Annotated in this window: 25 protein-coding genes; 5 read left to right on the top strand and 20 right to left on the bottom strand. The window is 76.3% G+C overall.

Translation table 11 applies throughout. The features are described 5' to 3' along the window. Positions 1-39: 39 nt before the first annotated feature. The 13 genes from hpf to ACWIZO_RS02565 all read right to left on the bottom strand — a co-directional run bounded on the left by hpf (position 40) and on the right by ACWIZO_RS02565 (position 14,471). Entirely contained in the window at positions 40-726 is a 687-nt protein-coding gene (hpf, locus tag ACWIZO_RS02505; protein ID WP_448640972.1) for a ribosome hibernation-promoting factor, HPF/YfiA family, read from the bottom strand. 79 nt (positions 727-805) lie between these two features. After that, entirely contained in the window at positions 806-1,588 is a 783-nt protein-coding gene (locus ACWIZO_RS02510) for a ComF family protein (protein WP_448640973.1), read from the bottom strand. 132 nt (positions 1,589-1,720) lie between these two features. Continuing rightward, complete coding sequence (locus ACWIZO_RS02515; RefSeq protein WP_448640974.1) at positions 1,721-3,433, bottom strand: LpqB family beta-propeller domain-containing protein; 1,713 nt, start codon at positions 3,431-3,433, stop codon at positions 1,721-1,723. Beyond that, complete coding sequence (gene mtrB, locus ACWIZO_RS02520) at positions 3,430-5,178, bottom strand: MtrAB system histidine kinase MtrB (RefSeq protein WP_448640975.1); 1,749 nt, start codon at positions 5,176-5,178, stop codon at positions 3,430-3,432. Before mtrB ends, ACWIZO_RS02515 begins: the two co-directional genes overlap by 4 nt. A gap of 7 nt (positions 5,179-5,185) precedes the next feature. After that, positions 5,186-5,893: an MtrAB system response regulator MtrA gene (gene mtrA, locus ACWIZO_RS02525; protein ID WP_448640976.1), complete on the bottom strand. Its 708-nt coding sequence runs from the start codon at positions 5,891-5,893 to the stop codon at positions 5,186-5,188. 131 nt (positions 5,894-6,024) lie between these two features. Next, positions 6,025-7,521 (bottom strand): adenosylhomocysteinase, encoded by a 1,497-nt coding sequence (ahcY, locus tag ACWIZO_RS02530; protein WP_448640977.1) that lies wholly within the window; start codon positions 7,519-7,521, stop codon positions 6,025-6,027. Positions 7,522-7,973: 452 nt separating this feature from the next. Beyond that, positions 7,974-8,849, bottom strand: a complete 876-nt coding sequence (locus ACWIZO_RS02535) for a GmrSD restriction endonuclease domain-containing protein (protein ID WP_448640978.1) — start codon at positions 8,847-8,849, stop codon at positions 7,974-7,976. An 85-nt stretch (positions 8,850-8,934) separates the two neighbouring features. Next, complete coding sequence (manA, locus tag ACWIZO_RS02540; protein ID WP_448640979.1) at positions 8,935-10,110, bottom strand: mannose-6-phosphate isomerase, class I; 1,176 nt, start codon at positions 10,108-10,110, stop codon at positions 8,935-8,937. Positions 10,111-10,207: 97 nt separating this feature from the next. Continuing rightward, positions 10,208-11,260 (bottom strand): cation diffusion facilitator family transporter, encoded by a 1,053-nt coding sequence (locus ACWIZO_RS02545; RefSeq protein WP_448640980.1) that lies wholly within the window; start codon positions 11,258-11,260, stop codon positions 10,208-10,210. After that, positions 11,257-12,399, bottom strand: a complete 1,143-nt coding sequence (locus tag ACWIZO_RS02550) for an SIS domain-containing protein (protein ID WP_448640981.1) — start codon at positions 12,397-12,399, stop codon at positions 11,257-11,259. Before ACWIZO_RS02550 ends, ACWIZO_RS02545 begins: the two co-directional genes overlap by 4 nt. Next, positions 12,396-12,626: a Trm112 family protein gene (locus ACWIZO_RS02555; RefSeq protein WP_448640982.1), complete on the bottom strand. Its 231-nt coding sequence runs from the start codon at positions 12,624-12,626 to the stop codon at positions 12,396-12,398. The genes ACWIZO_RS02550 and ACWIZO_RS02555 overlap by 4 nt, the downstream gene beginning before the upstream one ends. Further along, positions 12,623-13,984, bottom strand: a complete 1,362-nt coding sequence (locus ACWIZO_RS02560; protein ID WP_448640983.1) for a phosphomannomutase/phosphoglucomutase — start codon at positions 13,982-13,984, stop codon at positions 12,623-12,625. Before ACWIZO_RS02560 ends, ACWIZO_RS02555 begins: the two co-directional genes overlap by 4 nt. Positions 13,985-14,120: 136 nt before the next feature. Continuing rightward, positions 14,121-14,471, bottom strand: a complete 351-nt coding sequence (locus tag ACWIZO_RS02565; RefSeq protein WP_446757219.1) for a DUF3499 domain-containing protein — start codon at positions 14,469-14,471, stop codon at positions 14,121-14,123. A gap of 197 nt (positions 14,472-14,668) precedes the next feature. On the opposite strand from ACWIZO_RS02565, the gene ACWIZO_RS02570 reads away from it, so the two are divergent. Beyond that, positions 14,669-15,136, top strand: a complete 468-nt coding sequence (locus tag ACWIZO_RS02570) for a metallopeptidase family protein (RefSeq protein ID WP_448640984.1) — start codon at positions 14,669-14,671, stop codon at positions 15,134-15,136. A 58-nt stretch (positions 15,137-15,194) separates the two neighbouring features. Here the strand turns inward: ACWIZO_RS02570 and ACWIZO_RS02575 are convergent, their stop codons facing one another. Further along, entirely contained in the window at positions 15,195-16,127 is a 933-nt protein-coding gene (locus ACWIZO_RS02575; protein ID WP_448640985.1) for a hypothetical protein, read from the bottom strand. An 87-nt stretch (positions 16,128-16,214) separates the two neighbouring features. Here ACWIZO_RS02575 and ACWIZO_RS02580 point away from each other — a divergent pair, with 87 nt between their 5' ends. Then, positions 16,215-17,243, top strand: a complete 1,029-nt coding sequence (locus tag ACWIZO_RS02580; RefSeq protein ID WP_448640986.1) for a hypothetical protein — start codon at positions 16,215-16,217, stop codon at positions 17,241-17,243. Here ACWIZO_RS02580 and ACWIZO_RS02585 read toward each other — a convergent pair. Further along, entirely contained in the window at positions 17,218-18,126 is a 909-nt protein-coding gene (locus tag ACWIZO_RS02585) for a hypothetical protein (RefSeq protein ID WP_448640987.1), read from the bottom strand. The genes ACWIZO_RS02580 and ACWIZO_RS02585 overlap by 26 nt on opposite strands. 201 nt (positions 18,127-18,327) lie before the next feature. Continuing rightward, a complete protein-coding gene (locus ACWIZO_RS02590; protein WP_448642916.1) occupies positions 18,328-18,597 on the bottom strand; it encodes a WhiB family transcriptional regulator in 270 nt (89 codons plus the stop codon). A gap of 305 nt (positions 18,598-18,902) precedes the next feature. Between ACWIZO_RS02590 and cofD the strand changes: the two genes are divergently transcribed. From cofD to rfbA, 3 genes are read left to right on the top strand one after another with little or no spacing between them, the layout of a single operon-like run. Beyond that, positions 18,903-19,856: a 2-phospho-L-lactate transferase gene (gene cofD / locus ACWIZO_RS02595; protein ID WP_448640988.1), complete on the top strand. Its 954-nt coding sequence runs from the start codon at positions 18,903-18,905 to the stop codon at positions 19,854-19,856. Next, a complete protein-coding gene (locus ACWIZO_RS02600) occupies positions 19,846-20,904 on the top strand; it encodes a coenzyme F420-0:L-glutamate ligase (RefSeq protein WP_448640989.1) in 1,059 nt (352 codons plus the stop codon). Before cofD ends, ACWIZO_RS02600 begins: the two co-directional genes overlap by 11 nt. A 28-nt stretch (positions 20,905-20,932) precedes the next feature. Then, positions 20,933-21,799, top strand: a complete 867-nt coding sequence (rfbA, locus tag ACWIZO_RS02605; protein WP_448640990.1) for a glucose-1-phosphate thymidylyltransferase RfbA — start codon at positions 20,933-20,935, stop codon at positions 21,797-21,799. Positions 21,800-21,900: 101 nt separating this feature from the next. Here the strand turns inward: rfbA and ACWIZO_RS02610 are convergent, their stop codons facing one another. Genes ACWIZO_RS02610 through ACWIZO_RS02625 form a run of 4 tightly spaced genes read right to left on the bottom strand, consistent with a single transcriptional unit; the run spans position 21,901 to position 24,944 of the window. Further along, positions 21,901-22,863, bottom strand: coding sequence for a DNA-3-methyladenine glycosylase family protein (locus tag ACWIZO_RS02610; protein ID WP_448640991.1), 963 nt, complete (start codon positions 22,861-22,863; stop codon positions 21,901-21,903). 25 nt (positions 22,864-22,888) lie between these two features. After that, positions 22,889-23,659 carry an SDR family NAD(P)-dependent oxidoreductase gene (locus ACWIZO_RS02615; RefSeq protein ID WP_448640992.1) on the bottom strand — a complete coding sequence of 257 codons (771 nt, stop codon included), beginning with the start codon at positions 23,657-23,659 and terminating at the stop codon, positions 22,889-22,891. Between the two features lie 23 nt (positions 23,660-23,682). Beyond that, complete coding sequence (locus ACWIZO_RS02620) at positions 23,683-24,147, bottom strand: DUF2304 family protein (RefSeq protein ID WP_448640993.1); 465 nt, start codon at positions 24,145-24,147, stop codon at positions 23,683-23,685. Beyond that, on the bottom strand, positions 24,144-24,944 hold the full coding sequence (locus ACWIZO_RS02625; protein WP_448640994.1) for a glycosyltransferase family 2 protein: 801 nt from the start codon (positions 24,942-24,944) through the stop codon (positions 24,144-24,146). Before ACWIZO_RS02625 ends, ACWIZO_RS02620 begins: the two co-directional genes overlap by 4 nt. Positions 24,945-24,980 lie beyond the last annotated feature (36 nt).

Genomic DNA, 24,980 nt, shown 5'->3' on the forward strand with positions numbered 1-24,980 from the left:
ACGGGCCCGGCCCGGTCGGGCCGGGCCCCTGCCGCGGTGTCAGCGCGGGACGGCCGCGGGCTCGGCCGCTTCGGCGGAGGTGCTGTGCTGCTCCCCCAGCGGGGGCTCGACCAGACGGATGAGCCCGTAGTCGAAGGCGTGCCGCCGGTAGACGACGGTCGGCCGGCCGGTGTCGGCGCACTGGAAGAGGAAGAAGTCGTGGCCCACGAGCTCCATCTCGAGGAGGGCCTGGTCGACGGTCATGGGGACGGCGGGGTGGTGCTTCTCGCGCACCACCCGGCCGGGCAGGTGCTCGTCGAGGTCGCTGACCAACGGCTCGCCGTCGACCTGCTGCTCGAGCGCGGGGTCCGGCGCGGCGGCCACGGGCTCGGGCTCGGCGGAGGGGCCGGTCACCCGGACGCTGGGTGGGGTGCGCCGGCCGTGGTGCACGCGCCGGCGGTCGTTGGCGCGGCGCAGCCGGTTGTCGAGCTTGCCGGCGCTCAGGTCGAGGGCGGCGTAGAAGTCCGGCGCACAGGCCTCGGCCCGGACCACGGGGCCCTTGCCCCGCAGGGTGATCTCGACGCGCTGGCAGTTGGCCGCCTGCCGGGGGTTCTTCTCGTGGAACAGCTCCACGTCGATGCGCGACAGCTTGCCGTCGAACCGCTCGAGCTGGCCGACCTTGTCCTCCACGTGCTGGCGGAAGTGCTCGGGGACCTCCACGTTGCGGCCACGGACCACGATCTCCATCAGACCTCCCGGTCGTCGGCGGGTGTGACCAACACCACGCTAGTCGCTGCCGGATGACTGCGACAGTCGATCAGGTCGCTCACGGAGGGTGATCGGCGCGCGTCTCCGCGTCCGTCCGGGGAGTTCCCGCCGACTGCGCTCCCCGACCCTCCCGGGGAGTGGCCGCCACCACCGCGGCGAGCACCGGCGCACCGCCGGCCGGTGGTCCGGTGGCCAGCGCGGCAGCCGCCTCGGTGAGCGTCGCGCCACTGGTGAGGACGTCGTCGACCAGGACCAGCAGCGCCCCCGGCGGCGGCTCCGGCCCCGGCCGGCGCAGGAACGTGCCGGCAAGGTTGGCCCGGCGCTCGGCCACCGAGAGCCCGGCGGAGTCGCGGACGCGGCCGGTGCGGGCCAGCAGCGGGGCCAGCCGGGCGGGGACCCCGACGGCGCGCAGCTCGCCGACGGCGACCGTGGCCAGCTCGCGGACGTGGTCGCGGCCGCGGGCCCGCAGCGACGCCCGGCTCGGCGGCACCGGGACCAGCAGGACCGGCCGTGCGGGCACGACCGCGGCGCCGGCCGCGGCGGCCAGCGCGAGGGCGGCGCCGAGCGGACCGGCCAGCTCGGACCGCCCCCGCTCCTTGAAGGCGATGACCGCGGCGCGCACCGGTCCGGCGTAGTCGCCGGCGGCCACGGTCGGCGGCAGGCCGCGGGGCACCCGGCGGGGCGTGGCCACCCGCGGGGAGCCCAGCAGGCGGGCGCACCGCCGGCACAGCACCGATCCCGGCACCCCGCAACCGGCGCAGGTGCGCGGGAGCACGACGTCGGCCAGGGCGGCGGCCAGTGCGGCGCCGTGGGCGCGCACCTGCGGCTGCCCGGCTCCCACCCGCCCAGCCTGCGGTCCGTGCCGGCCCGGGCGGCGGCTCACCGCGGATCTGTGGACACCGGGCTCCGCCGTCGACCGCGGCCCCTGGGTTCCACCCTGCCCCTGCGGAGGTGGGGCAGCGGGGTCCTCGGATCAGACCGGGTAGAACGGCTGGTCGCCGGGCACCGGCTGCTGGCCGCGGATGAGCGTCGCCCAGGTGCCGCCCGACAGCTGCCACACCGTGCCGCCGGCGCTGACCAGCGGCAGCTGACTGGGTGCGGCGGCCAGCGCCGTCGGCGGGCTGGGCAGCCCGGAGGTGGGCACCTCCGACAGCCCCCACCCGTCGACCCCGACGACGTAGGGCACCACGCCCTCCTCGGCGTCCCCGGCCAGCACCATCAGGCTGCCCGCCGTCGGCCAGGCGACGTCGACGACGGAGCCCAGCGACGGCGCCACCTCGCGCAGGTCGCGCAGGGCCACCGGACCCTCGTCGGAGCGGACGACGGTGCCGACGAGCAGCGCCGAGCGGTCCGCCCGGCTCACGAGCACGGCGGCGCGCACCCCGTCGGGCGAGAGCTCCAGCGCCGTCGCCCGACCCTGGCCCTGCAGGGTCGGGACGTTCACCGGCTGCGGGGAGCCGCTCGCCGGGACGCGGACCACCGCGCTCTCGTCGCGCACGACCCAGAACTCCGGCCGGGTGGCCGCGACCGTCGGCGCGGAGAGCCGGGCACCGGCGAGGATCGGCGTGAGCTCCCCGCCGTACGGGCCCGACAGCAGCGTCGTCGTCGCGCCGGTGACCGCCGTGCCGACCATCGAGGTCAGCGCGCTGGTGCGCGGATCGGCCGACACCGCCGCCGCGCTCAGCCCGTAGGCGCCGGCTCCGGCCGGGCCGGGCGCCGGTGACCTGTCGCCGGTCATGAGCCGGCCGGCGTCGAGGTAGTGCCCCTCGGCGTCGGCGGGCGCCGCGTCGGGGTCGAACCCCGCCCAGTCGTCGGTGCGCTGCACGGCGGGGACCCCGTCGGCCGCCAGCGGCTCGCCGTTGGCCCGGATCTCCACCGAGCTGACGCCCTCGAGCTGGTCGAGCGTCCACACCAGCTGGGCGCACAGCAGCGGCAACTGCGCCGCCGGCACGTCGCGGAGCCCGGCGAGGTCGACGGTGACCATGGCGCCGGCGATGGTGACGGCACGGGTGAGGGTGACGCCGTCGAGGGCGTTGCGGACGCCGGCCGCGAGGGCAGGGGACGGGCCCTCCAGCAGCCGCTGCACCAGCGCGGTCGGCTGCGCCTCACCGGTGAGCAGGTAGTGCGGGTCGGGCACCACCCGCTGCCCGGTCGGGTCGACGAAGTAGGCGGCGCGCTCGTCGTAGAGCCGCTCGAAGTCGGGCACGAGCATGAGCAGGCCGTCGGGCGGGTTGGTGATCCGCCACTCGCCGTCGACCTCGACCAGGGTGAAGTCGCGGGTGTAGAGGTCCCCCGCCGAGCCGGTGAAGACGCCGCGGGTGTCGACGCTGCCGACCAGGTCGCCGGTCACCACGATGGTGCCGGCGTCCGCGTTCACCGTGGCGTAGTCGGGACCGATGAGGGTGATGCCGGCCTCGTCGGACCAGGTGTCGGCGGCCTCGGGGGTCAGGTACTCCTGGGCCACCGGGTGCCCGCCCACCGTGCTGGCCGCGGCGTCGATGAAGCCGCGCACGACCTCCTCGGGCAGGGCGCCGCTGAGCGGCTCCTGCGGCTCGATGCCCACCTGGCCGGCGGGCCGGGTCGGCGCCTCGGTGATCTGCACCGGGGCCGACCCGGTGGGCACCGTCGAGCAGCCGCTGAGCAGGACGAGCAGCAGCGCGGCCAGCACGGGCGTTCCGCGGCTCACGGGCGGACCCTCGGCCGGCGCACGATCGTCGGCCGCAGCGGCAGCGGCGAGCCGGTGAGGTCGGCTCCGGCGGTGAGCGGCAGGGTGAGCCGGAACTGCGCACCCAGCCCCGGCTGGCCCCAGACCTGCAGCCAGCCGCCGTGCAGCCGGGCGTCCTCGAGGCTGATGGACAGGCCCAGGCCGCTGCCGCCGACCGTGCGGACCCGCGAGGGGTCGGCCCGCCAGAACCGGTCGAAGACGTGCTCGGCCTCGGCCGGGGACAGGCCGACGCCGTGGTCGCGCACCGTCACCGCCGCCGCCGACCGGTTGGCCACCAGGGTCACCTCGATGGGTTCGCCCGCACCGTGCTCGACGGCGTTGCCGATCAGGTTGCGCAGGATCCGCTCCACCCGGCGGGCGTCGACCTCGGCGACGACCGGGCCCGGCGGGCAGGTCACCGTGAGCTCGCAGCCGTGCCGCGTGGCCAGCGAGGTCATGCCGTCGACCACGCGGCCCACGATCGCCCCGAGGTCGGCGGGCTCCCAGTCGAGGACGGCGGCACCGGCGTCGTACCGGCTGATCTCCAGCAGGTCCGACAGCAGCCGCTCGAAGCGGTCGAGCTCCTCGTGCAGCAGCTCGGCCGAGCGGGCGACGTGCGGGGGGAAGTCGCCGCGGGACTCGTGCAGGACGTCGGCGGCCATCTGCACCGTGGTCAGCGGCGTGCGCAGCTCGTGCGAGACGTCGGAGGTGAACCGCTGCTGCAGCTGGGAGAGCCCCTCGAGCTGGGTGATCTGGCGCTGCAGGCTGTCGGCCATCGCGTTGAAGCTGGTGGCCAGCCGGGCCAGGTCGTCCTCGCCGCGCACGGCCATGCGCTCCTCGAGCTGCCCCTCGGCCAGCCGCTGTGCCGTGCCGGCGGCGCGCCGCACCGGGTCGACGACCAGCCGGGTGACCAGCACGCCGATCCCCGCCACGAACAGGGTCAGGGCGATGCCGCTGATCGCCACGGTGCTGCGGATGAGGGAGAGCGTCTCCTGCTCCTGGTCGAGCGGGAACGCGTAGTACAGCTCGAGCCGGCCGACCGAGGAGGCCCCGCCGGGCACCGGGGACCCGACCAGCAGGGTCGGGTGGGGCTGTCCGGCGTCGTTCGGCACCATCGCGTACTGGCTGTACTGGGCGCCGCCGGCGACCCCGGCGCGCAGCCCCTCGGGCAGCGCCGGGTAGATGCCCGGCCGGCTGACCGCGGGCGGCCGCTCGGTGTCCCCCGTGCGGTAGACCATGACGACGTCGAAGTCGCCCGCCGACCCGCCGCGGGTGAGCAGCTGCTGCACCGTGCGGTCGAGGGTGGCGCGCACGCTGGCGGCGTCCCCCGCGGCGATGCCCACCACCTCGGTCTGGGCGTAGACCACCCCGGCCTGGGCCTGGTCGACCGCGGCCTGCTCCTTGACCGACAGCAGCTGGGTGCGGATCTGGCTGAAGAGCACCAGGCTGACGATCACCACGACCGTGCCGGCGACGACCATCGTGATCGCACCGATGCGCACGTGCAGCGACGACCGCCAGGCCGAGACGGCGCCGGCCACCGCCTGGCGGGCGCCGCGGCGGGCGTGGGCCACGCTGCGACGCAGGCCGCGCCGCAGCGGGCGCGGGTCCTGCGGCCGGCCGGAGCGCGGCGGGACCGTCGTCGGGCCCCCCGCGGGCGCGGCGACCGTGGAGCCGCCGGCGCCGCCGACACCACCGGTCGGCCGCGCCTGGTCGGTGGCACTCACGGGCGGCTCACGGCGGTCCCGCCTTGTACCCCACGCCGCGCACCGTCAGCACGATCTCCGGCTTCTCCGGGTCGCGCTCGATCTTGGCGCGCAGCCGCTGCACGTGGACGTTGACCAGCCGCGTGTCGGCGGCGTGCCGGTAGCCCCACACCTGCTCGAGCAGCAGCTCGCGGGTGAACACCTGGCGCGGCTTGCGGGCGAGGGCCACCAGCAGGTCGAACTCGAGCGGGGTCAGCGCGATCGGCGTCCCGTCACGGGTGACCTGGTGGGCCGGGACGTCGATCTGGACGTCGCCGATGGACAGCGACTCGGCCTGCCCGGTCTCCCCGCGGCGCAGCTGGGCGCGCACCCGGGCGACCAGCTCCACCGGCTTGAACGGCTTGGTGACGTAGTCGTCGGCGCCGGCCTCCAGCCCCTGGACGACGTCGATCGTGTCGCCCTTGGCGGTGAGCATGACGATGGGGACGCTGGACTGGGTGCGGATGTCCTGGCAGATCTGCAGGCCGTTGCGGCCGGGCAGCATCAGGTCGAGCAGGACGATGTCCGGCCGGGTCTGCTGGAAGACCCCGAGCGCCCGGTTCCCGTCGGACACGAAGGCCGGGTCGTACCCCTCCCGCCGCAGCACGATGCCGAGCATCTCGGCGAGGGCGGCGTCGTCGTCGACGACCAGGACACGGCCGCGGCTGGGCCCGTTGTGCGGTGCGGTCGGTGGCACGGGCCCATTCTGCGCGACGCGCGCCCGGAAACGCTCCGCCCCGCCCGAGGAATGCCCCGGGCGGGGCGGAACGCGGGTTCAGGCCCCCTGCAGGTCCGCCGCATGTGTGCCAGGCGTGGGGGGTGGTCCTCTCAGTAGCGGTAGTGCTCGCTCTTGAAGGGCCCCTCGACGGGCACGCCGATGTAGTCGGCCTGCACCTTGGTCAGCTCGGTGAGCTTCACGCCGAGCGCGTCGAGGTGCAGCCGGGCCACGTGCTCGTCGAGCTTCTTCGGCAGGACGGTCACGCCGGGCGTCTGGCCCTCGTAGGCGGCCCGGTTGGTCCACAGCTCGATCTGGGCCAGCACCTGGTTGGAGAACGAGGCGCTCATGACGAAGCTCGGGTGCCCGGTGGCGTTGCCGAGGTTCAGCAGCCGGCCCTCCGACAGCAGGATGATCGTGTGGCCGTCGGCGAACCGCCACTCGTCGACCTGCGGCTTGATCTGCGTCCGCTCGATGCCCGGGGTGCGGGCGAGGCCGGCCACGTCGATCTCGTTGTCGAAGTGGCCGATGTTGCCGACGATCGCCTGGTGCTTGGTCTGCCCGAGCTGCTCGGCGGAGATGATGTCGCGGTTGCCGGTGGCCGTGATGATGATGTCGGCCTTGCCGATGACCTCGTCGAGGGTGGTCACCTCGTACCCGTGCATCGCCGCCTGCAGGGCGTTGATCGGGTCGATCTCGGTGACGATCACGCGGGCGCCCTGGCCGCGCAGCGACTCCGCGCAGCCCTTGCCGACGTCGCCGTAGCCGCAGACGACGGCGACCTTGCCGCCGATCATCACGTCGGTGGCGCGGTTGATGCCGTCGATGAGGGAGTGCCGGCAGCCGTAGAGGTTGTCGAACTTGCTCTTGGTGACCGAGTCGTTGACGTTGATCGCCGGGAAGAGCAGCCGGCCGTCGCGGGCCAGCTCGTAGAGGCGCATGACGCCGGTGGTGGTCTCCTCGGTGACACCGGCGATGCCCTGCCCGATCCGGGTCCAGTAGCCGGCGTCGGCGGCCAGCGAGCCGCGCAGGACGTCGAGGATGACGCCGTACTCCTCGGAGTCGGCCTCGGTGGTGTCGGGGACGGCGCCGTCGGCCTCGAAGCGGGTGCCCAGGTGCACCAGCAGGGTGGCGTCACCGCCGTCGTCGAGCAGCATGTTCGGGCCCACGACGTCGCCGGACTCGTCGCGGAACTCGAACAGCCGCTGCGTGCACCACCAGTAGTCCTCGAGCGACTCGCCCTTCCAGGCGTAGACCGGGACACCGGCGGGCGCCTCGGCGGTGCCACCACTCGACTCGGGGCCGACGACGATCGCGGCGGCCGCGTGGTCCTGGGTGGAGAAGATGTTGCAGCTCACCCAGCGGACGTCGGCGCCGAGCGCGACGAGGGTCTCGATGAGCACGGCGGTCTGCACGGTCATGTGCAGCGAGCCGGCGATGCGGGCGCCGGCGAGCGGCTGCGCGTCGCCGTACTCGGCGCGCAGCGCCATGAGGCCGGGCATCTCGTGCTCGGCGAGGCGGATCTCCTTGCGGCCGAAGCCGGCGAGGGAGAGGTCGGCGACGCGGAAGTCGCCGTCGGTCAGGACGCGGGTGCCGGTAGAGGCGGTCATGTCGCTCCAGGGTCGATGCCCGTGCTCGGTGCCCCGCCGGGGCCGGCGGGCGTACGGGTCACTGAGGTGAGCGAGCATGCCGAGGCTTCGGCGGGGCTCGTGCCGTCGTCCAGGATACGCGGGGTCCGGCCCGGACCCTCCCCGGCGGTGGTCGACCCGCGGTCAGGACCGGGCGCCGGGGCCCGGGGCGACCACCCGCACGCCCACCTGCTCGTGCGTCGAGGGGTGGGCCAGGTACGCCACGGTCGTGCGGTCCGGTCCAGCCACTCCTGCCGGGCGCGGTACTCGTGCTCCTCCCAGCCGGCGTGGTCGAGGAACTCGTCGACGAGCAGGACCGAGCCGGCGGCCAGCCGGGGCCCGACGTGGCGGGGCACCGCCGCGGCCGAGGAGTACCGGTCCGAGTCGACGTGCACGGAGTCCACCGGGCCGGCCCGCCCGCGTGGCGCCCCCGGCTACTCGCAGCCGACGCCGTCCCCGTCGCGGTCGAGGGCCGCGTTCCAGCCGGGGTCGCCCTCCCGGATCGGGGCGGCACCGGCGGCGCGCACCGCGGCGCAGTCGGCGTACGGATCGGCCGGCGCGGCCGGCGGGACGCCCGGCGGCTCCTGCTGGGCCGGCGACGGGTCCCGGGCGGGGAGCGGCTCACCCGGGCAGGTGGTGAGCACCGCGGACGCCGCGTCGCGCTCGGCGGCGGTCATCCACAGGCCGTAGGTGAGCTTGACGGCGACCTGGCGGGCGACGTAGGCGCAGCGGTAGGAGCGGTTCGGCGGCAGCCAGGTCGCCGCGTCGCCGTCCCCCTTGCCCTGGTTGAGCGGGCCGTCGACGGCGAGCAGGTTGAGCGGGTCGTTGGCGAAGGCGACGCGGCGGTCCGCGTCCCACCGCCGGGCGCCCTTCTGCCAGGCGTCGGACAGCGCCACCACGTGGTCGATCTGCACCGCCTCGCTGGTGCCCTCACCGCGACGGAAGGCGATGGTGCGCCCGGAGTAGGGGTCGGCGAGGGTGCCGGTGCGCACGACGCAGTCGCGGGTGCCCGGTTCGAACGTCTCGCCGGTGAGGTCGCGGGCCAGGACGTCGTTGCGGGTGTCGCAGCCGTTGCGGTCGGTGTCGGCCCACCCGTCGCCGAACCGGTCGCGCGCGTAGCCGGTGCGCGGCGCCCGGCCGTGGACCTCGACCGAGGCCAGCGCCTCCAGCGCGCTGCCGCTGACCGCGACGGGAGGGACGGCGTCCCCCGCCGCGCCGGCCGAGGAGCCGTCGAGGTCCGTGCAGCCGGCGCCCAGCACGGCGACCAGGCCGAGGGCCAGCGTACTCGTCAGCGCCGTGCGGAGGGACACGGTCGACGCTACGTCCGGCGCCGCGGGCGACCGGGCCGCGACACGCGCCCCGGCGCCGGGTGTCAGCGGCGGCCGGTCGCCGTCGTCAGCGGATGTTGGTGGTGGCCCGGTACAGGACGGCGGGGCCGCGGGCGGCGACCGGGACCCCGGCCGGGACGAACGCCGACTGTCCCCGCTCCAGGACCACCTCGTCGTCGGCGCCGGCCAGGACCGCGCGCCCCTCGGCGCACAGGACCACCTGCGGGCCCCGGGTGGTGAACGGGCCGGCCTGCTCGTCGAGCTGGGCGCGGGTGAGGTCGAAGTCCTCCACCGGGACCGGGTAGCGCAGCCCGCCCGGGCCGAGCACGGGGTGGATGACCGGGATCCGGCCGTCGGAGAAGTCGAGCACCTCGATGAGCGCGGCGAGGTCGACGTGCTTGGTGGTCAGCCCACCGCGGAGCACGTTGTCCGAGCTGGCCATGACCTCCACGCCCGCCCCCGAGAGGTAGGCGTGCAGGTTGCCCGCGGGGAGGAAGACCGCCTCACCGGGCGCGAGCTTGAGGTGGTTGCACATCAGCGAGATGACCACGCCCGGGTCGCCCGGGTAGGTCTCGGCCAGCGTCGCGGCCCACCGGTAGGTGTTGATGAACTCGGGGTCGTGCGCGGCGACGAAGTCGGCGGCCCTCCGCGCGACGACGTCGACCAGGTGCGTGCGCCGCTGGCCCGACAGCGCCAGCAGCTGCGGGATGGCCGCCTGCAACCCGCCACGGGCCAGCGCGGCGATCGTCGGCTTGAGCTCGGGCAGCTGCAGCTTGGCCAGGCAGTGCAGCGACTCCTCCACCGGCCGGAAGCCGCAGAGGGCCTCGAAGGTGCTCAGGGCCAGGAGCAGCTCGGGCTTGTGCCACGGGTCCTTGAAGGTGCGGGCCGGGTCGTCGTGCCGCACGCCGGCGGCCTCCTCGGCGGCGAAGCCGGCCTGGGCCTGCTCCATCGTCGGGTGTGCCTGCAGCGACAGGGGCGTGTCGGCGGCGAGCACCTTCATGAGGAAGGGCAGCCGGTCGCCGAACCGCTCGACGACGGCCCGGCCGAGCAGCCGCTCGGGCTCCTCGGCGATCGCCTTGTCCAGCGGCCGCCCGTCGGCCAGCACGCTGGGCTCGTCGGGGTGCGCCCCCATCCAGAGCTCGGCGTGCGGCCGCTCGGCGGGACTGGGCTGGCCGAGCAGCTCGGGGATCACGGTCCTGCTGCCCCACGGGTAGAACCGGACCGAGCTGGTGAGCTGCCACATCAGGGCGAGGCTACTGGCGAGGTGGGCACAGGAGAACTGTCGTCCTCCTCACCGGCCCAGGGGATCCCCCGAGTGGGTCCACCTCGCGTGATCCTCGCTACTCGACGACGGCGGTCGTGGCTCCCGAGCGCGCGGGGTCCGGCGGGCGCCGCAGGTCCGGCTCGAGGTAGATGACCCGGGCGATCGGCACGGCCTCCCGGATGCGCGCCTCCGCGGCGTCGATGGCGCGGGCCACCGCGCCGGCGGACTCGTCGTGCCGGACGGCGAACTTGGCCGCGACCAGCAGCTCCTCCGGGCCCAGGTGCAGGGTGCGCATGTGGATCACCGATGTGGCGCCGTCGGCCTCGAGCGCCGCGACGATCCGCCGCTGGTGCTCCGGGGTCGCCGACTCCCCGATCAGCAGGCTCTTGGTCTCGACCGCCAGGATCGCCGCGACCACGACCAGCAGCAGGCCGATGGCGATCGTGCCCAGCCCGTCGAAGACCGGCTCGCCGGTGAGCGCGGTGAGCCCGACGCCGAGCAACGCGAACAGCAGGCCGAGCAGCGCGGCGGTGTCCTCGAGCAGGACGACGGGCAGCTCGGGGGCGCGGGCGCGGCGGATGAACGTCCAGTAGCTGACGCCCGGCGCCTTGACCGCGCCGGTCTCCTTGACCGCCGTCCGCAGCGAGAAGCTCTCCAGCGCGATCGCGACGAGCAGCACGCCGATGGCCCAGACCGGCGACTCGAGCTCCTCCGGGTGCTGCAGCTTGTGCACGCCCTCGTAGACGGCGAACAGGCCGCCGACGCTGAACAGCACGACCGCGACGAGGAAGCCGTAGACGTAGCGGTCGCGGCCGAAGCCGAACGGGTGCTGCGGCGTGGCCTCGCGCCGCGCCGTCCGGCCGCCGATCAGCAGCAGCACCTGGTTGCCGGAGTCGGCCACCGAGTGGATGGCCTCGGCCAGCATCGACGAGGCGCCGGTCACCAGGAAGGCGATGAACTTCGCCGCCGCGATGCCGAGGTTGGCGCCGAGCGCGGCGATGATCGCCTTGCCGCCGCCGTGTCCCCCGCCGTGACCCCCGCCGTGACCCCCGCCGTGGTCCGCCCCGTGCCCGTCGGGGGCGGCCGGGGACGTCGTGGCGGGTCCCGCGTCCGCCCGGTCGGCGCTCATCTGTTCAGGGCCCTCTCCTGGTCGAGTGCCAGCGCCAGGTAGACGGCGCCGAAGTCGGCCACGGCCAGCTGGCGCGCCAGGCGCGGCAGCCGTCCGTGGCGCTCGGGGTCCCCGTGCTCGGCCAGCCCGCTGACCGGGACGTTGCCCGCCGCGGCGGTGCGCAGGACCTCGGCCATCGCCTCGGCGGCCGACCGGGGCTCGCGCTCACCCCCGCCGTCGTGGTGCGCGGCGTCGGTGTCGCGGATGGTGATCAGCCGCAGCCGGCGCCCCGCGTCGTCGGTGCGGTCGCGGAAGAAGTCGTCCTCGTCGTGCGGGGCCAGCGGTCCGCCGAGCACGGCGCGGGCGGCCACCCGCTGGTCGGGGAGCCGGAAGCCGCTGGTGGGCAGGCCCGCCAGGGTGGCCAGCTGGTCGGCGAACCGGGTGGCCGCGGTGTCGGCCAGCGGCCCCTCCGCCACGACGACGGGGAGGGAGTCGAGCAGCTCCAGCGCCAGGGTCTTGGCGGGGTTGACGAACGACTCCCGCGCGGGCCCGCACTCGGCGGCCACCTCGTCGAGCGCCGCGGCGACCGCCTCGCAGTCGGCGGCGCTGTGTCCGACCAGGCCGAGGTCGGTGGCCAGGCGCAGCAGCGGGGTCAGCAGCGACCACAGCGTGGTCTGCCGGACCCGCGAGCGCGGCAGCGGGACGTAGGGCATCCGCGCCGTCGAGCAGGCTGCCCGCAGCGGGGCGTCGTCGGCGCCGATGCCCAGCAGCGACACGCCGCGGCGGGCCGCCTCGTAGGCGGGTGTCACCGCGTACCGGCCCGCGCCGGTCCGGGTGGCGACGACGGCGATGTCGGTCGGGCCGGTCCACACGGGCAGGTCCGGGCCGGGGACGACGTCGACGGTGACCGGGCTGGACGGGCCGAGCAGCGCGCGCAGCACCGAGGCGGCCACCGCGCCCTCGCGCCGGGCCACGATGACCAGCCCGCGCGGACGCCCCGCGGAGGTGATCCGGTCCAGCCCGGCCTCGTCGGTGAGCCGCGCGGTCTCGCGCACCTGGGCACCCGCCCCGGCGACGGCCGGCAGCAGGCCGCGCGGGTCGCGGGTGCGCAGCGCGTCGAGGTCGTCGAGGACCTCCTCGGCCAGCTCGGGCGAGGTCACGGCGCCGCCGTCCCCCCGCCGTCGCGGTGCCGCGCCTCGTCCAGCAGCAGCACCGGGATGCCGTCGCGGACCGGGAAGGCCCGGTCGCACGTCGTGCACAGCAGCTCGCTCGCCGCCTCGTCGACGGTCAGCGGGCTGTGGTGGGTGTCGGGGCAGGCGAGGATCTCCAGCAGCGCCGGGTCCAGGCCCAGCGGCCCCCGGGTCGTCGGCTCCTGCGGCGTGCTCATGCGCGCACCATCTCCAGCACCTGGTCCCTCAGCCGTTCCATCCGCGCCCGGTCGGGCGCCTCCACGTTGAGCCGCAGCAGCGGCTCGGTGTTGCTGGCCCGCAGGTTGAACCACGAGCCGTCGGGCAGATCGACGGTCAGCCCGTCCAGCTCGTCGACGGTCGCGTCCTCGGCCTCGAACGCCTCCCGGACGGCGGCGGTGCGGCCGGCGGCGTCGTCGACGGTCGAGTTGATCTCCCCGGAGGCGGCGTAGCGGCCGTAGGCGGCGGTCAGCTCCGACAGCGGGGCGCTCTGCTCACCGAGCGCGGCGAGCACGTGCATCGCGGCGAGCATGCCGGTGTCGGCGCGCCAGAAGTCGCGGAAGTAGTAGTGCGCCGAGTGCTCGCCGCCGAAGACGGCGTCGGTGCGGGCCATCTCCGCCTTGATGAAGGAGTGCCCGACCCGCGTGCGCACCGGCGTGCCGCCGTGCTCGCGGACGATCTCGGGCACCGCGCGGGAGGTGATCAGGTTGTGGATGACCGTCGTCCCGCGACCCTTGGCCAGCTCGCGGACGGCGACCAGCGCGGTGATCGCCGAGGGGCTCACCGGCTCGCCGCGCTCGTCGACGACGAACACCCGGTCGGCGTCGCCGTCGAAGGCCAGGCCGATGTCGGCGCGCTCGCGCACGACGGCCTCCTGCAGGTCGACCAGGTTGGCCGGGTCGAGCGGGTTGGCCTCGTGGTTGGGGAAGGTGCCGTCCAGCTCGAAGTACAGCGGGACGACGTCGAGCGGCAGGCCGGCCAGCACCACCGGCACGGTGTGCCCGCCCATGCCGTTGCCCGCGTCGACGACGACCCGCAGCGGCCGGCTGCGCGAGAGGTCGACCAGGGAGCGCAGGTGCTCGGCGTAGGCCGGCAGCAGGTCGCGCTGGGTGATCTCGGCGGTGCGCGCGGGCACCCGGTCGTAGGAGTCGCGCTCGGCCCACTCGCGGACGGTGACCAGGCCCGACTCCTGGCCGACCGGGGCGGCGCCGGCGCGGCAGAGCTTGATGCCGTTGTACTGCGCCGGGTTGTGGCTGGCGGTGAACATCGCGCCGGGCACGTCGAGGCGGCCCGCGGCGAAGTAGAGCAGGTCGGTGGACCCCAGCCCCGCCTCGACGACGTCGACCCCGCGGGAGAGGACGCCCTCGGCGAAGGCGCGCGACAGCGGGACGGACGAGGGGCGCATGTCGTGGGCGGTGACGACGGCGGTGGCGCCGCTCTCGGTGGCCACCAGCTCGGCGAACGCGGCGCCGATGCGCCGCGCGTCGTCCTCGTCCCACTGGTCGGGGACCACACCCCGCACGTCGTAGGCCTTGATGATCGCCGACAGGTCCGCCACTGCCCACCCTCGTCCCGACTGACCGGGCGCTCGGCTGCGCGCGGTGCCGGTCGACCCTAACGGCGGGCCGGGGAGGGTGGCACGGCGGCGCGGACCGGATCCGTCCGCCGGGGGACGGTGCCGCGCGGCGCGCGGCTCAGGTGATGTCGGGCAGGACGCGCAGGTGGCCGCGGCGGGTGCCGCGGCCGTCGTCGGCCGGCGGCCGCGGGGGCTCGGGACGGGCGGCCTCGCGGACGGCGTCGGCCAGCGCGAGCAGGTCGTCCCCGGTCGGGCCGGAGTCCTCGACGTCGATCTCGTGCCGGACGACCTCCCAGCCGCGCGGCACGGTCAGCCGCCCGGCGTGGAACTCGCAGAGGTCGTAGCTGTGCGGCTCCGAGAAGGTCGCGAGCGGGCCGACGACGGCGGTCGACTCCGCGTAGACGTAGGTCAGTGTCGCCGCCGCCGGTTGCGCGCAGCCGCTGCGCGAGCAGCGACGTGACTGCCTCACCACCGGTTCCTCACGCAGGGCACAGTAGCCGCGTCCCCCGGCTGTCGGCGACAGGCGCACCGGCCGGTCGTCCCTCCGATCCCATCCTCACCACCCATCCAACCCGACGCCCCCGGGCACTCCGGCACCGGGTGCGCGGCCGGCCGGGCGGCGGACCGGCTGCCCTCGCCGCCGGTGGGCCGTACGCTCGCCCCGCCATGAGCCGACCCGACCGCCGCTCCTCCCGCTTCCGCCGCGACCGGCACGGCCGGGGCCTGCGCGGACGCCTCGTGCCCGGTGACGTCCCGCTCTCGCGCAGCCGCGCCGAGCAGTTCGACGACCTCGTGCTCGACGCCGTCGAGGACCTCGAGCGCCGCTGGGAGCGGGAGCTGGCCGGCGTCGAGTTCGCCGTCGAGGACGTGCCGTGGGTCGACCACACCGACCCCGACGAGGTGGTGCTCGACCCCGACGTCCTCGACGACGGCACGGTGCCGCTGGCCCGGGTGCTGCCGGCGCACCGCGAGGACGGCCGGGAGGTGCCGGCGCGGATCGTCGTCTACCGGCGGCCGCTGGAGATCCGGGCGCACGACCGCGACGACCTCGCCGACCTGGTCCGCGACGTCGTCGTCGACCAGGTCGCGGTGCTGCTGGGCCGCGACCCGGAGGAGATCGACCCCACCGCCTGACGAAGGACCCCCTCGCCCCCCACCGCTCGCGGCGGGCCCCTGCGAGCAGGCCGTTCCCTCACCTCGCCACCGGGCTGCCGAGCTCGGCGGCCATCGCGCGCGCCTCCTCCAGGCGGGCGCGGGCGAAGGCGGCGTCGAGGCCGTCGCCGCGGTCGGACCGGGTCAGCCGGGCGACGAGCTGCTCGAGGGCCACGGCGTGCCAGAGCAGCCCGACGTCGGGCTCCTCCCACCCGGCGGTGCGGGCGAGCACGACCTCGCCGACCTGGGCGCGGTCCTGCGCGTCGGGGGTGGTGGCCCACAAGGTCAGCAGGTCGCGGTGCCGGGGCGCGGGGCGCACGCCGGACCACTCGAGGACCACCAGCCGGTCCTCCCCCTCGGTGCCGGCCGGGTCGTGCGGGGGGACGTCGATCACGGCGTTGGCCGCGCGGAGGTCGCCGTGGCCGGCCTCCGACAGCGGCAGCTGCGCCGCGGCGGCGCGCACCGCCCGCAGCTCACCCAGGCGCACGCCGCCGCGCAGCAGCCGGCCGGTGCCGCCCACCGTGGCCCGCGCCCGGCGCAGCGCCGGGCCGGCGGGCGGCGCCCACGGCTGCCCGGGCGGGACCGGCAGCGGCGCGATCCGCACCGCCGCCTCGACCGCGGCGGCGGTCCACCGCGGCCCGCCCGAGGGAGCCGGGTGCACCCGCCGGGACAGCAGCCAGCGGCCGTCGTCGGCGGCGGCCAGCACCTCGGGGACACCGACCTGCCGCTCCTCGGCCCAGCGCCGGCCGCGCAGCTCGGCGCGCAGCCGCCGGCGGCCGCTCTCGGTGACGGCGAGGTCGAGGACCCGGTCGGCGAGCACCCCGTGGACGACGCCGAGCCGCGCGGTGTGGTCGGCGACGGCGACCACCGGCTGGTCGACGCCGAGCTCGGCCAGCAGCGAGGTCACCCGCTCGCGCATCCCCGCCGCCGGGCCCGACGGCCCCGGTGCTCCTCCCGCTGCGCTGCCGGCCACCCCGGGATGGTGGCAGGAGCCCCGGGCGCCCGCACGCACCTCCCGCCTCCGGCGGGCCGGGGCGCCGCTCCTGGGATGCTGGCGGGGATGGACTCCCCCGCGCCGGTCGCCGCCTGGGTCGTGCTCGGCGTGGCGCTCCTGGCGCTGGCCGCCGTGGCCGCCGGACTGCTGCTGACCCGCCCCCGGCGGCCGGCGGGCGAGGCGGTCGGCGACCGCCCGGAACCGCCGCCCCGGCCGCCCGCCCGCGCGCACTGGGCGCACTGGGCGCACGACGACCTGCCGGCGTTCGCCGCGGCACCGCCGGGCACCCCGGCCGTCCCGGAGGCGGAGGCGCCCGGCCCGCCGGAGCCGCCGGTGCCGGCCGGGCCGGCGACGCCGGACCCCGCGGGCCGGGCGGTGGCCGGGCTGACCGCCGCGGCGCTGGCTCTGGTGGCCGGGCTCGCCGGGCTCGCCCTCGCCGCCGGGGACGACCCGGCGGGGCGGGCCGCACCGGCCGCGACGGCGTCCGCACCGGCACCGCGCCCGTCCCCACCGGCGCCCGCGCCGCCGACCGCACCCCCCGACCTGCCCGCCGTCCCGGCCGAGCCGCTGCCCGGCGAGCAGGGCGCCGGAGCGCTCGCGGCGCGCTCGGTGCCGCTGGGCGACGACGGCGTCACCGCCCGGCTGGCCCTGGGCGGTCTGGTGCTCGAGCACCGGGCGGTCGGCGTGACGGTCACCCGCCCGTCGGTGAGCGTCACCGTGGGCCCGGACGGGACGGCGCTGGCGCACCTGCGGCTGCCCACCTGGAACTGCCTGGGCACGACCGCGCCGCCCGACCCGCCGGCGGCCGGCTGCACCCCGACCGGGGTGGAGTACGCCGACCTGCCCACGCCGGCGCTGGGCGTGACCCGGGACGGCGGCGCGCTGCGGCTGACCGGGCGCTTCCCCACCTACACCCGCCCGGCCGGGACGCCGGCGGCCTACACCGGGCAGGTCTACCCGCTGACCGTGACCGTGGCCCCCGCGACGGCACCGGAGGACGGCGAGGCACCGGCCGAGGGCGCGCTGTTCCTGGGGACCGAGCGGGCGCAGGCCCTGCCCGACCGCACCCTCAGCCGGATCCGCGACGCCGGCTGACCGGCAGCTCCGGCAGGAGGCCGGCCGCGCGGTCGACGACCCCGCGCAGGACCCGGCCGCGGCCCTCGACCGCCAGCCCGACCGACGGCGCGCCCGGCTCGGTCCCCAGCCCGCCGACCGCCGACCAGCCCCACCACGGCAGCCGGTCGTCCCCGTCGAGCAGCGTCAGCAGCCCCGCGCGCAGCCGGCCGTCCTCGTGGACGGTCGCCACCTCGACCCGGCCCAGCGCGGCGTGCAGGCGGGCGGCGGCGCGGACGAGGTCCCGTGCCCGGCGGTCGCGCTCGCCGGCCAGCAGCGCGGGCAGCACCCGGTCGACGTCGCGGGCGTCGCGGCTGCGCACGACCCGCCCGCCGTCCAGCGCGCCGTCGTCCAGGCCGTCGACCAGGCGGGTGCTGCGGGCGGTCGCCAGCCGCGCGTCGGGCCGCAGCCGCACCAGCGCCCGCACGGTCGGGTCGCCCATGGGCAGGCCGGCCAGCCGCAGCCGCCAGGGCCGGCGCAGCGCGGTGAGCACGCCGAGGACCCCGGCGGCGAGCCGCTGGGCGGCGTCCTCGTCGCGGGCCAGCAACCGCGCGGGGGGCCGCCCACCGGGCACGGGCAGGCCGTCGCCGGGCAGGGTGGCGGTCACCACCGGGCCGGCCGTGGCCAGCGCCAGCAGGGCGAGCGCGTCGGGCCGCCCGGACCCGCGCGGCTCCACGACCACGGCCACCGGCAGCAGGCGCGGCCGGCGGTGCGCCGACTGCACCGACAGCACGGTGGTGAGCCACGGGGCGGTGGCGGTGACCGGGGCGGCGAGGGTGCGCGCGAGCGGCACGGCGGCCCGGACCTCGGCGGCGACGCGCGCCCGGCCCACCGCGACCCGCGTGTGCCTGTCCCCGTCGGTCACCGGGTCATCCGACCACACGCTCCCCCGTCGTCCGGGTGGTGCCGGAGGACGCCGCAGCCCCCGACGGCGGGGCCGTCGGGGGCTGCGGGGGGGGGTGGACTCGTGGGTGCGGTCGCACGTCGGTGTGTCGAGGTGCCCGTCAGGCCCCGTCCCGGGCCCCGCCCCGAGCTCGCGAGGGGTGGGGAGGACGGGGTCCTTGCCTCAGATGGCGCGGCGGCGCAGGCGGCGGCGCTCCCGCTCGGAGAGCCCGCCCCAGATGCCGAACCGCTCGTCGTTGGCGAGCGCGTACTCGAGGCACTCGGCCTTGACCTCGCAGCCGGTGCAGATCTTCTTGGCCTCGCGGGTCGAGCCGCCCTTCTCGGGGAAGAACGCCTCGGGGTCGGTCTCGGCGCACAGCGCCTGCTCCTGCCACGCCTGCGCATCGTCGGCCAGGACCGCACCGAGCATCCCCATCAGCCCCTGGTCGGGCATCCCGGCACTCCGGGGAGCCCGATCCGTCGCGCTGACGTAGTCGCTCAGCCACGAGACCTCTGCCATGACGATGCGTCCCCTCTCGCTGTCGTCCCCGGCGCGGGTCCCCGGGTCCGCCCCGGGCGCTCCCGCGCCTCACACCGGTCGGAATTACACGCGTGTCGTTGCCCGAGCGTCAACTCAGCCCGGTGTAGGCGCCAGGCCACACCAGCCCCACCCGTCACGGCTCCTTCGTCACATCTCGTGCCCCCGCCCGACACGCCCGGGGAACAGTGGACAACTGCCCATCGGGCACGATGACTTTCGTGGAGATCGTCGTCCTCGCCGGAGGTGTCGGGGGCGCCCGTTTCCTCACCGGCCTGCGGGCCGTCGCCCCGCCGTCGTCGATCACCGCGGTGGTCAACACCGGCGACGACGTGACCCTGCACGGCCTGCGCATCTGCCCCGACCTGGACACGGTCGTCTACACCCTCGGCGGCGGCATCGACCCGGTCCGCGGGTGGGGCCGGGCCGGGGAGTCTTGGACGGTCAAGGAGGAGCTGGCCGCCTACGGCGCCGACCCGGCCTGGTTCGGCCTGGGCGACCGCGACCTGGCCACCCACCTGATCCGCACGCGGATGCTCGACGCCGGCTACCCGCTCTCCGACGTCACCGCCGCGCTGGCCGACCGCTGGCAGCCGGGGGTGAGCGTGCTGCCGATGAGCGACCAGCGGGTGGAGACCCACGTCGTGGTCGACGACCCCGACACCGGCCGCCGCGGCGCCATCCACTTCCAGGAGTGGTGGGTGCGCCACCGCGCCGAGCCGCAGCCGCACGCCTTCGTGCAGGTGGGTGCCGAGCGCGCCCGCCCGGCGCCCGGCGTGGCGGAGGCGTTGGCCCGCGCCGACGCCGTCGTGTTCGCGCCGTCGAACCCGGTCGTGTCGATCGGCACGATCCTCGGCGTGCCCGGCCTGCGCGACGCGCTGCGCGCCACCCCCGGGCGGGTCGTCGGCGTCTCGCCGATCGTCGGCGGCGAGGTCGTGCGCGGCATGGCCGACCGCTGCCTGCCGGTGCTCGGCGTCGAGGTCAGCGCCGAGGGCGTCGGCCGCCACTACGGCGCCCGGTCCGACGGCGGGCTGCTCGACGCCTGGCTCGTCCACACCGGCGACCGCGCGCAGGTGCCCGGGGTCGACGTCCGCGCCGTGCCGCTGCTCATGAGCTCGCCCGAGGCCACCGCGGAGATGGCCCGCGCCGCACTGGACGCCGCTCGTGTCCGCTGACCCCGGGGGCGGGCTGCGGGTCCTGCCCGTCCGTGGGCTGCCGGAGTTCTCCCCCGGCGACGACCTCGCCGCCGCGATCGCCGCCGCCGCCCCCTGGCTGGCCGACGGCGACGTCGTCGTGGTGACGTCCAAGGTGGTATCCAAGGTCGAGGGCCGCCTGGTGCCGGTGCCGCCGGGCGCCGACCGGGAGACGGTGCGGCAGCGGGCCATCGACGAGGAGACGGTGCGGGTGGTGGCCCGCCGCGGCCCGCTGAAGATCGTCGAGACGCGGCACGGGTGGGTCGTGGCCGCCGCCGGGATCGACGCCTCCAACGTGGCCGGCGACGCGCTGGTGCTGCTGCCCGAGGACGCCGACGCCTCGGCCCGCGCCCTGTGCGCGCGGCTGCTCGACCTCCTGGGCGTCGAGGTGGCCGTCGTCGTCAGCGACACCTTCGGCCGGACCTGGCGCGAGGGGCTCACCGACGTCGCGGTCGGCTCGGCCGGCATCCCCGCGCTGGTCGACCACCGCGGCGCCGTCGACGCGCACGGCAACCGGCTGGAGACCACGCAGGTCGCCGTCGTCGACGAGCTCGCCTCGGCCGCCGACCTGGTGAAGGGCAAGCTCGACGGCGTGCCGGTGGCCGTCGTCCGCGGGCTGGTCCTGCCCCGGCCGGACGACGACACCGGCACCCGCCCGCTGGTGCGCCTGGGCTCCGGCGACCTGTTCCCCTACGGCAGCCGCGACCTGCTGCCCAGCCGGGCCCCGGCCGCCGACCTGGTGCCGCGGCCCGGGGACCGCGAGGCGGTGGCCGAGGCCTTCCGGGTGGCCAGCGCCGCGCTGCCGGAGTTCCCCGTCGTGCTGCGGCACGGCGGGGAGGGCGACGGCGCCGTCGACGTGCACCTGCCCGAGCGGGCCACCACGACCGCGGCACTCAACCTCGGCGCGCTGATCGGCGCGGTCGTCGTCCAGCTGCACGCGGAGGGCTGGGCGACGCGCTGGGAGCCGGTGGGCACGCCCGGTGGCTCCTCACTCGTCGGGAGGTTGTGGCTCGGCTCGCCCCGGGCCTGACACCCGCGACTGGGTAGCGTCCGCCGGCATGCGGGGGATCATCCTGGCCGGGGGGACGGGCAGTCGGCTGTTCCCGATCACCCAGGCGGTCAGCAAGCAGCTGATGCCGGTCTACGACAAGCCGATGGTGTACTACCCGCTCTCGACGCTGATGATGGCCGGCGTCCGCGAGGTGCTGGTGATCACCACGCCCGCCGACCAGGCCGCCTTCCGCGCGCTGCTGGGCGACGGAGGCCGGCTCGGCATGCGCATCGAGTACGCGGCGCAGGAGCGGCCCGAGGGTCTGGCGCAGGCGTTCCTCATCGGCGCGGACTTCGTCGGGGACCAGGCGGTGGCCCTGGTGCTCGGCGACAACATCTTCTACGGCGCCGGCCTCGGGACGGCGCTGGGCCGGCTGCCCGACCCCGACGGCGGGCACGTCTTCGCCTACCACGTGGCCAACCCGGCCGACTACGGCGTCGTCGAGTTCGACCGCGACGGCCGGGTGCTCTCCATCGAGGAGAAGCCGGCGCGGCCCAAGAGCTCCTACGCCGTCCCGGGGCTGTACTTCTACGAGTCCTCGGTGGTCGAGGTGGCCCGCGCGATCACGCCCAGCGCGCGCGGCGAGCTGGAGATCACCGCGGTCAACGAGCACTACCTGCACCGGGGCCGGCTGACCGTCACCGTCCTCGACCGCGGCACCGCGTGGCTGGACACGGGGACCTTCGCCTCGCTGCGCCAGGCCACGGAGTTCGTCTCGGTGGTCGAGGAGCGGCAGGGCCTCAAGATCGGCTGCATCGAGGAGGTCGCCTGGCGGCAGGGCTGGCTCGACGACGCCGGCCTGCGCCGCGCCGCCGAGCCGCTGGCCAAGAGCGGCTACGGCGACTACCTGCTGGGCCTGCTGGACGGCCGCTGAGGGGCGGCCACGATCAGGTGACCTGATCGTGGCGCGTCCTCCCGCACGGTGCACGGTGAGGGAGGACGCGCTGCGGTGAGGGAGGACGGGGTCCGGGGCCCTCAGAAGCGGCGGTAGTTGGTGGGCGCCGTCCGCGGGCCGCGCCGGGGCGGCATGCTCCCGCCGACGTGCAGCAGCCGGACCACCCGCTGCCGGTGCCCGCGCCAGGGCTCGAGCAACTCCATCATCCCGTCGTCGTCGGTCTTCCGGCCGGCCAGCGACCAGCCCACCAGGTTCTTGAGGTGGTAGTCGCCGTAGCTGACGGTGTCGGGGCAGCCGTGGGTGCGCTGGACGACCTCGGCCGCCGTCCACACCCCGATGCCGGGCACCGTGCGCAGCTTGCGCTGCAGCGTCGGCGAGTCGCAGCCGCCGTCCGGCTCGAGCGCGTGCGCCACCGAGGCGACGTGCAGCAGCGCCCGCCGGCGGGCGCCGTCGAGGCCGCAGCGGTGCCACTCCCAGTCCGTGATCTCCCGCAGCCGGCGCGGCGAGGGCAGCACCCGCATGCCCGCGGGCGCGGGGCCGGGCGCCGGGTCGCCGGCCAGCCGCAGCAGCGCCCGCCACACCCGGTGCGCCTCGACGACGGTCACCTTCTGCTCGAGCACCGCCGGCACCAGGGCGTCCCAGGTGCGCCCGGTGCGGCCCAGCCGCAGGTCGGGCGTGCGGCGGGCGATCTCGCGGACCAGCCGGTGGCAGTCGGGGTCGAAGCCGTCCGGGCAGTCGTCCGCGCCGAGCCAGCCGGGCACCGCCGTCCCGGCCCACTCCGCGCCCGGCCCCCACGCCTGCACGTGCACCTCGCCGCCGCGGCACGTGATGCGCACCGTGGCCGGCCCGCACGGCGTGGTGGTCGTGCGCCACACGGCGTCGCCGTCCCACTGCATCGCCGGGTCGCCGGCGCTGCGCTGGTGCGGACGCAGGACCGCCCTCAGGTCGAAGCGCCAGTCCGGCCGCCAGCAGTCGGTGAAGTCCGCGCCGTCGAGGGGAGGCGCGGGTGCCGGCGGGGTCGGGGCCGGCGGTGCAGCGGTCACGCGGGTCTCCGGGGACGAGCCAGGGTCAGCGGGGGGCCATGCGCAGTGCGCCGTCCATCCGGATGACCTCGCCGTTGAGGTAGCCGTGCTCGACGATGGCGAGCGCGAGCCGGGCGAAGTCGTCGGGGCGGCCCAGCCGCTTGGGGAACGGGATGCCGGCGGCCAGGGCCTGGCGGGCCTCCTCGGGCAAGCTGCCCAGCAGCGGGGTGTCGACCAGGCCCGGGGCGATGGTGCAGACCCGCACGCCGACGCTGGACAGGTCGCGCGCCGCCGGCAGCGTCATGCCGACGATGCCGCCCTTGGACGCGGAGTAGGCGACCTGGCCGATCTGCCCGTCGTAGGCGGCGATCGAGGCGGTGTTGACGACGACGCCGCGCTCGCCGTCCTCCTCCGGCTCGGTGGCGGCCATGGCGGCGGCGGCCAGGCGCAGCACGTTGAAGGTGCCGACCAGGTTGACCATGACGGTGCGCAGGAACGGGTCGAGGTCGTGGGGCGTGTTGCCCTTGCCCACCGTGCGCTGCGCCCAGCCGATGCCCGCGCAGTTGACCGCGACACGCAGCGGCCGGTCCTTCGTCGTCGCGTCGGCGACCGCGGCGGCGACCTGGCCCTCGTCGGTGACGTCGGTGCGGACGAACGTGGTGTGCCCGCCCAGCTCGGCGGCCAGCGCCTTCCCGCGCTCCTCATTGAGGTCGACGATGGTCACCGCGGCGCCGCGCGCGGCCAGCGCGCGCGTGGTGGCCTCCCCGAGGCCCGAGGCCCCGCCGGACACGACAGCTGCGACGTCGAAGCTCTGCATGGCGGTGTTTCTACGGCACGGGCTCAGGACACCCGGTGACCGGCCTCACCCGAGGGCACGACGACGTCGGCGACCGCGGGGACGGCGGCGGCCGCGGTCGCCCCGGCGGCGTGCCGGTGCTGCGCGGGCCCGCGAAACCCCGGCGCCACGCCCAGCCCGATGCGCGCCTCGGCCTCGGCGAGCGCGACCTGCCGGGCGAGCCGGACCAGCCGGGCCTCCTGCTCGCGGAACCGGACGCCGGTGCTGCCGACCAGGTAGATGAGCACCAGCGCCAGGACGTAGAGGAGCAGGTCGGTGCCGCGAGTGACCCCCACCGCGTCGGCCGCCCACTGGGTGGCGTCCGGGAAGATCACCGCCAGCACGCCGGCGACGAGGGTCGCGCCGGCGAAGAGCTTGCGCCGCGCCTGCCCACGCAGCGACGCCCGCGAGCGCAGCGACAGGTACACCGCCAGCACGAGGGCCGGCACGAGCAGCCACTTGATGATCACGACCGGCCTCCGTGGCTGATCCGGTGGGCGATCGTGTCGGCCAGGATGTTGACGCTGTTGAGCAGCGGCTGGCCCTTCGCCCGCGAGTAGTCGGTGTAGAGGATGTGCACCGGGTGCTCGACGACGCGCAGGCCGGGGCCGGTCAGCTGCTCCTCGAGCTCCGAGGCGTAGGCCATCCCGGTGTGCGAGAGCCGGATCCGCGCGGCGACGTCCCGGGTGATCAGCCGCAGGCCGTTGTGCGCGTCGGTGAGCTGGGTGCCGGAGCGGCGGTTCATGACCTTGGTGGCCAGCCGCAGGATGAGCTTGCGCAGCGGGCTCATGGTGGTCTTGGAGTCCAGGAACCGCGACCCCATGACGACGTCGTAGCCCCCGCGGATCCGCTCGATCATCGACAGCAGGTCCTCGAGCTGGTGCTGGCCGTCGGCGTCGAAGCAGGCGATGTAGCGCGCGTCGGTGAAGCGCAGCGCCGCCTCGTAGCCGGTCTGCAGCGCACCGCCGGCGCCCAGGTTGACCGGGTGGCTGATCCGCAGCGCCCCGGCGGCGTCGATCTCCTGGGCGGAGGTGTCGGTGCTCGCGTCGTCGACGGCGATGACCGCCAGGCCGGCCTGCACGAGCTGCTCGATGACGCCGCGGACGACGGGCGCCTCGTTGTAGACGCGGACCACCACGACCGTGTCGTCCCACGGGCCCGCGGGCTGCCCCTCGGGCCGGCCGGCCTGGGCGAGGTGCAACTGGGGCGCGGTGCCCAGGGGCTGCGCCTGGTCCCCGTGCCCTCGCTCACCGTGCCCGTGCGTCATCGCCCGGGATGCTAGCTCCCCCGCCGTCGCGGGTCC

The sequence above is a fragment of the Geodermatophilus sp. URMC 63 genome (assembly GCF_053502565.1).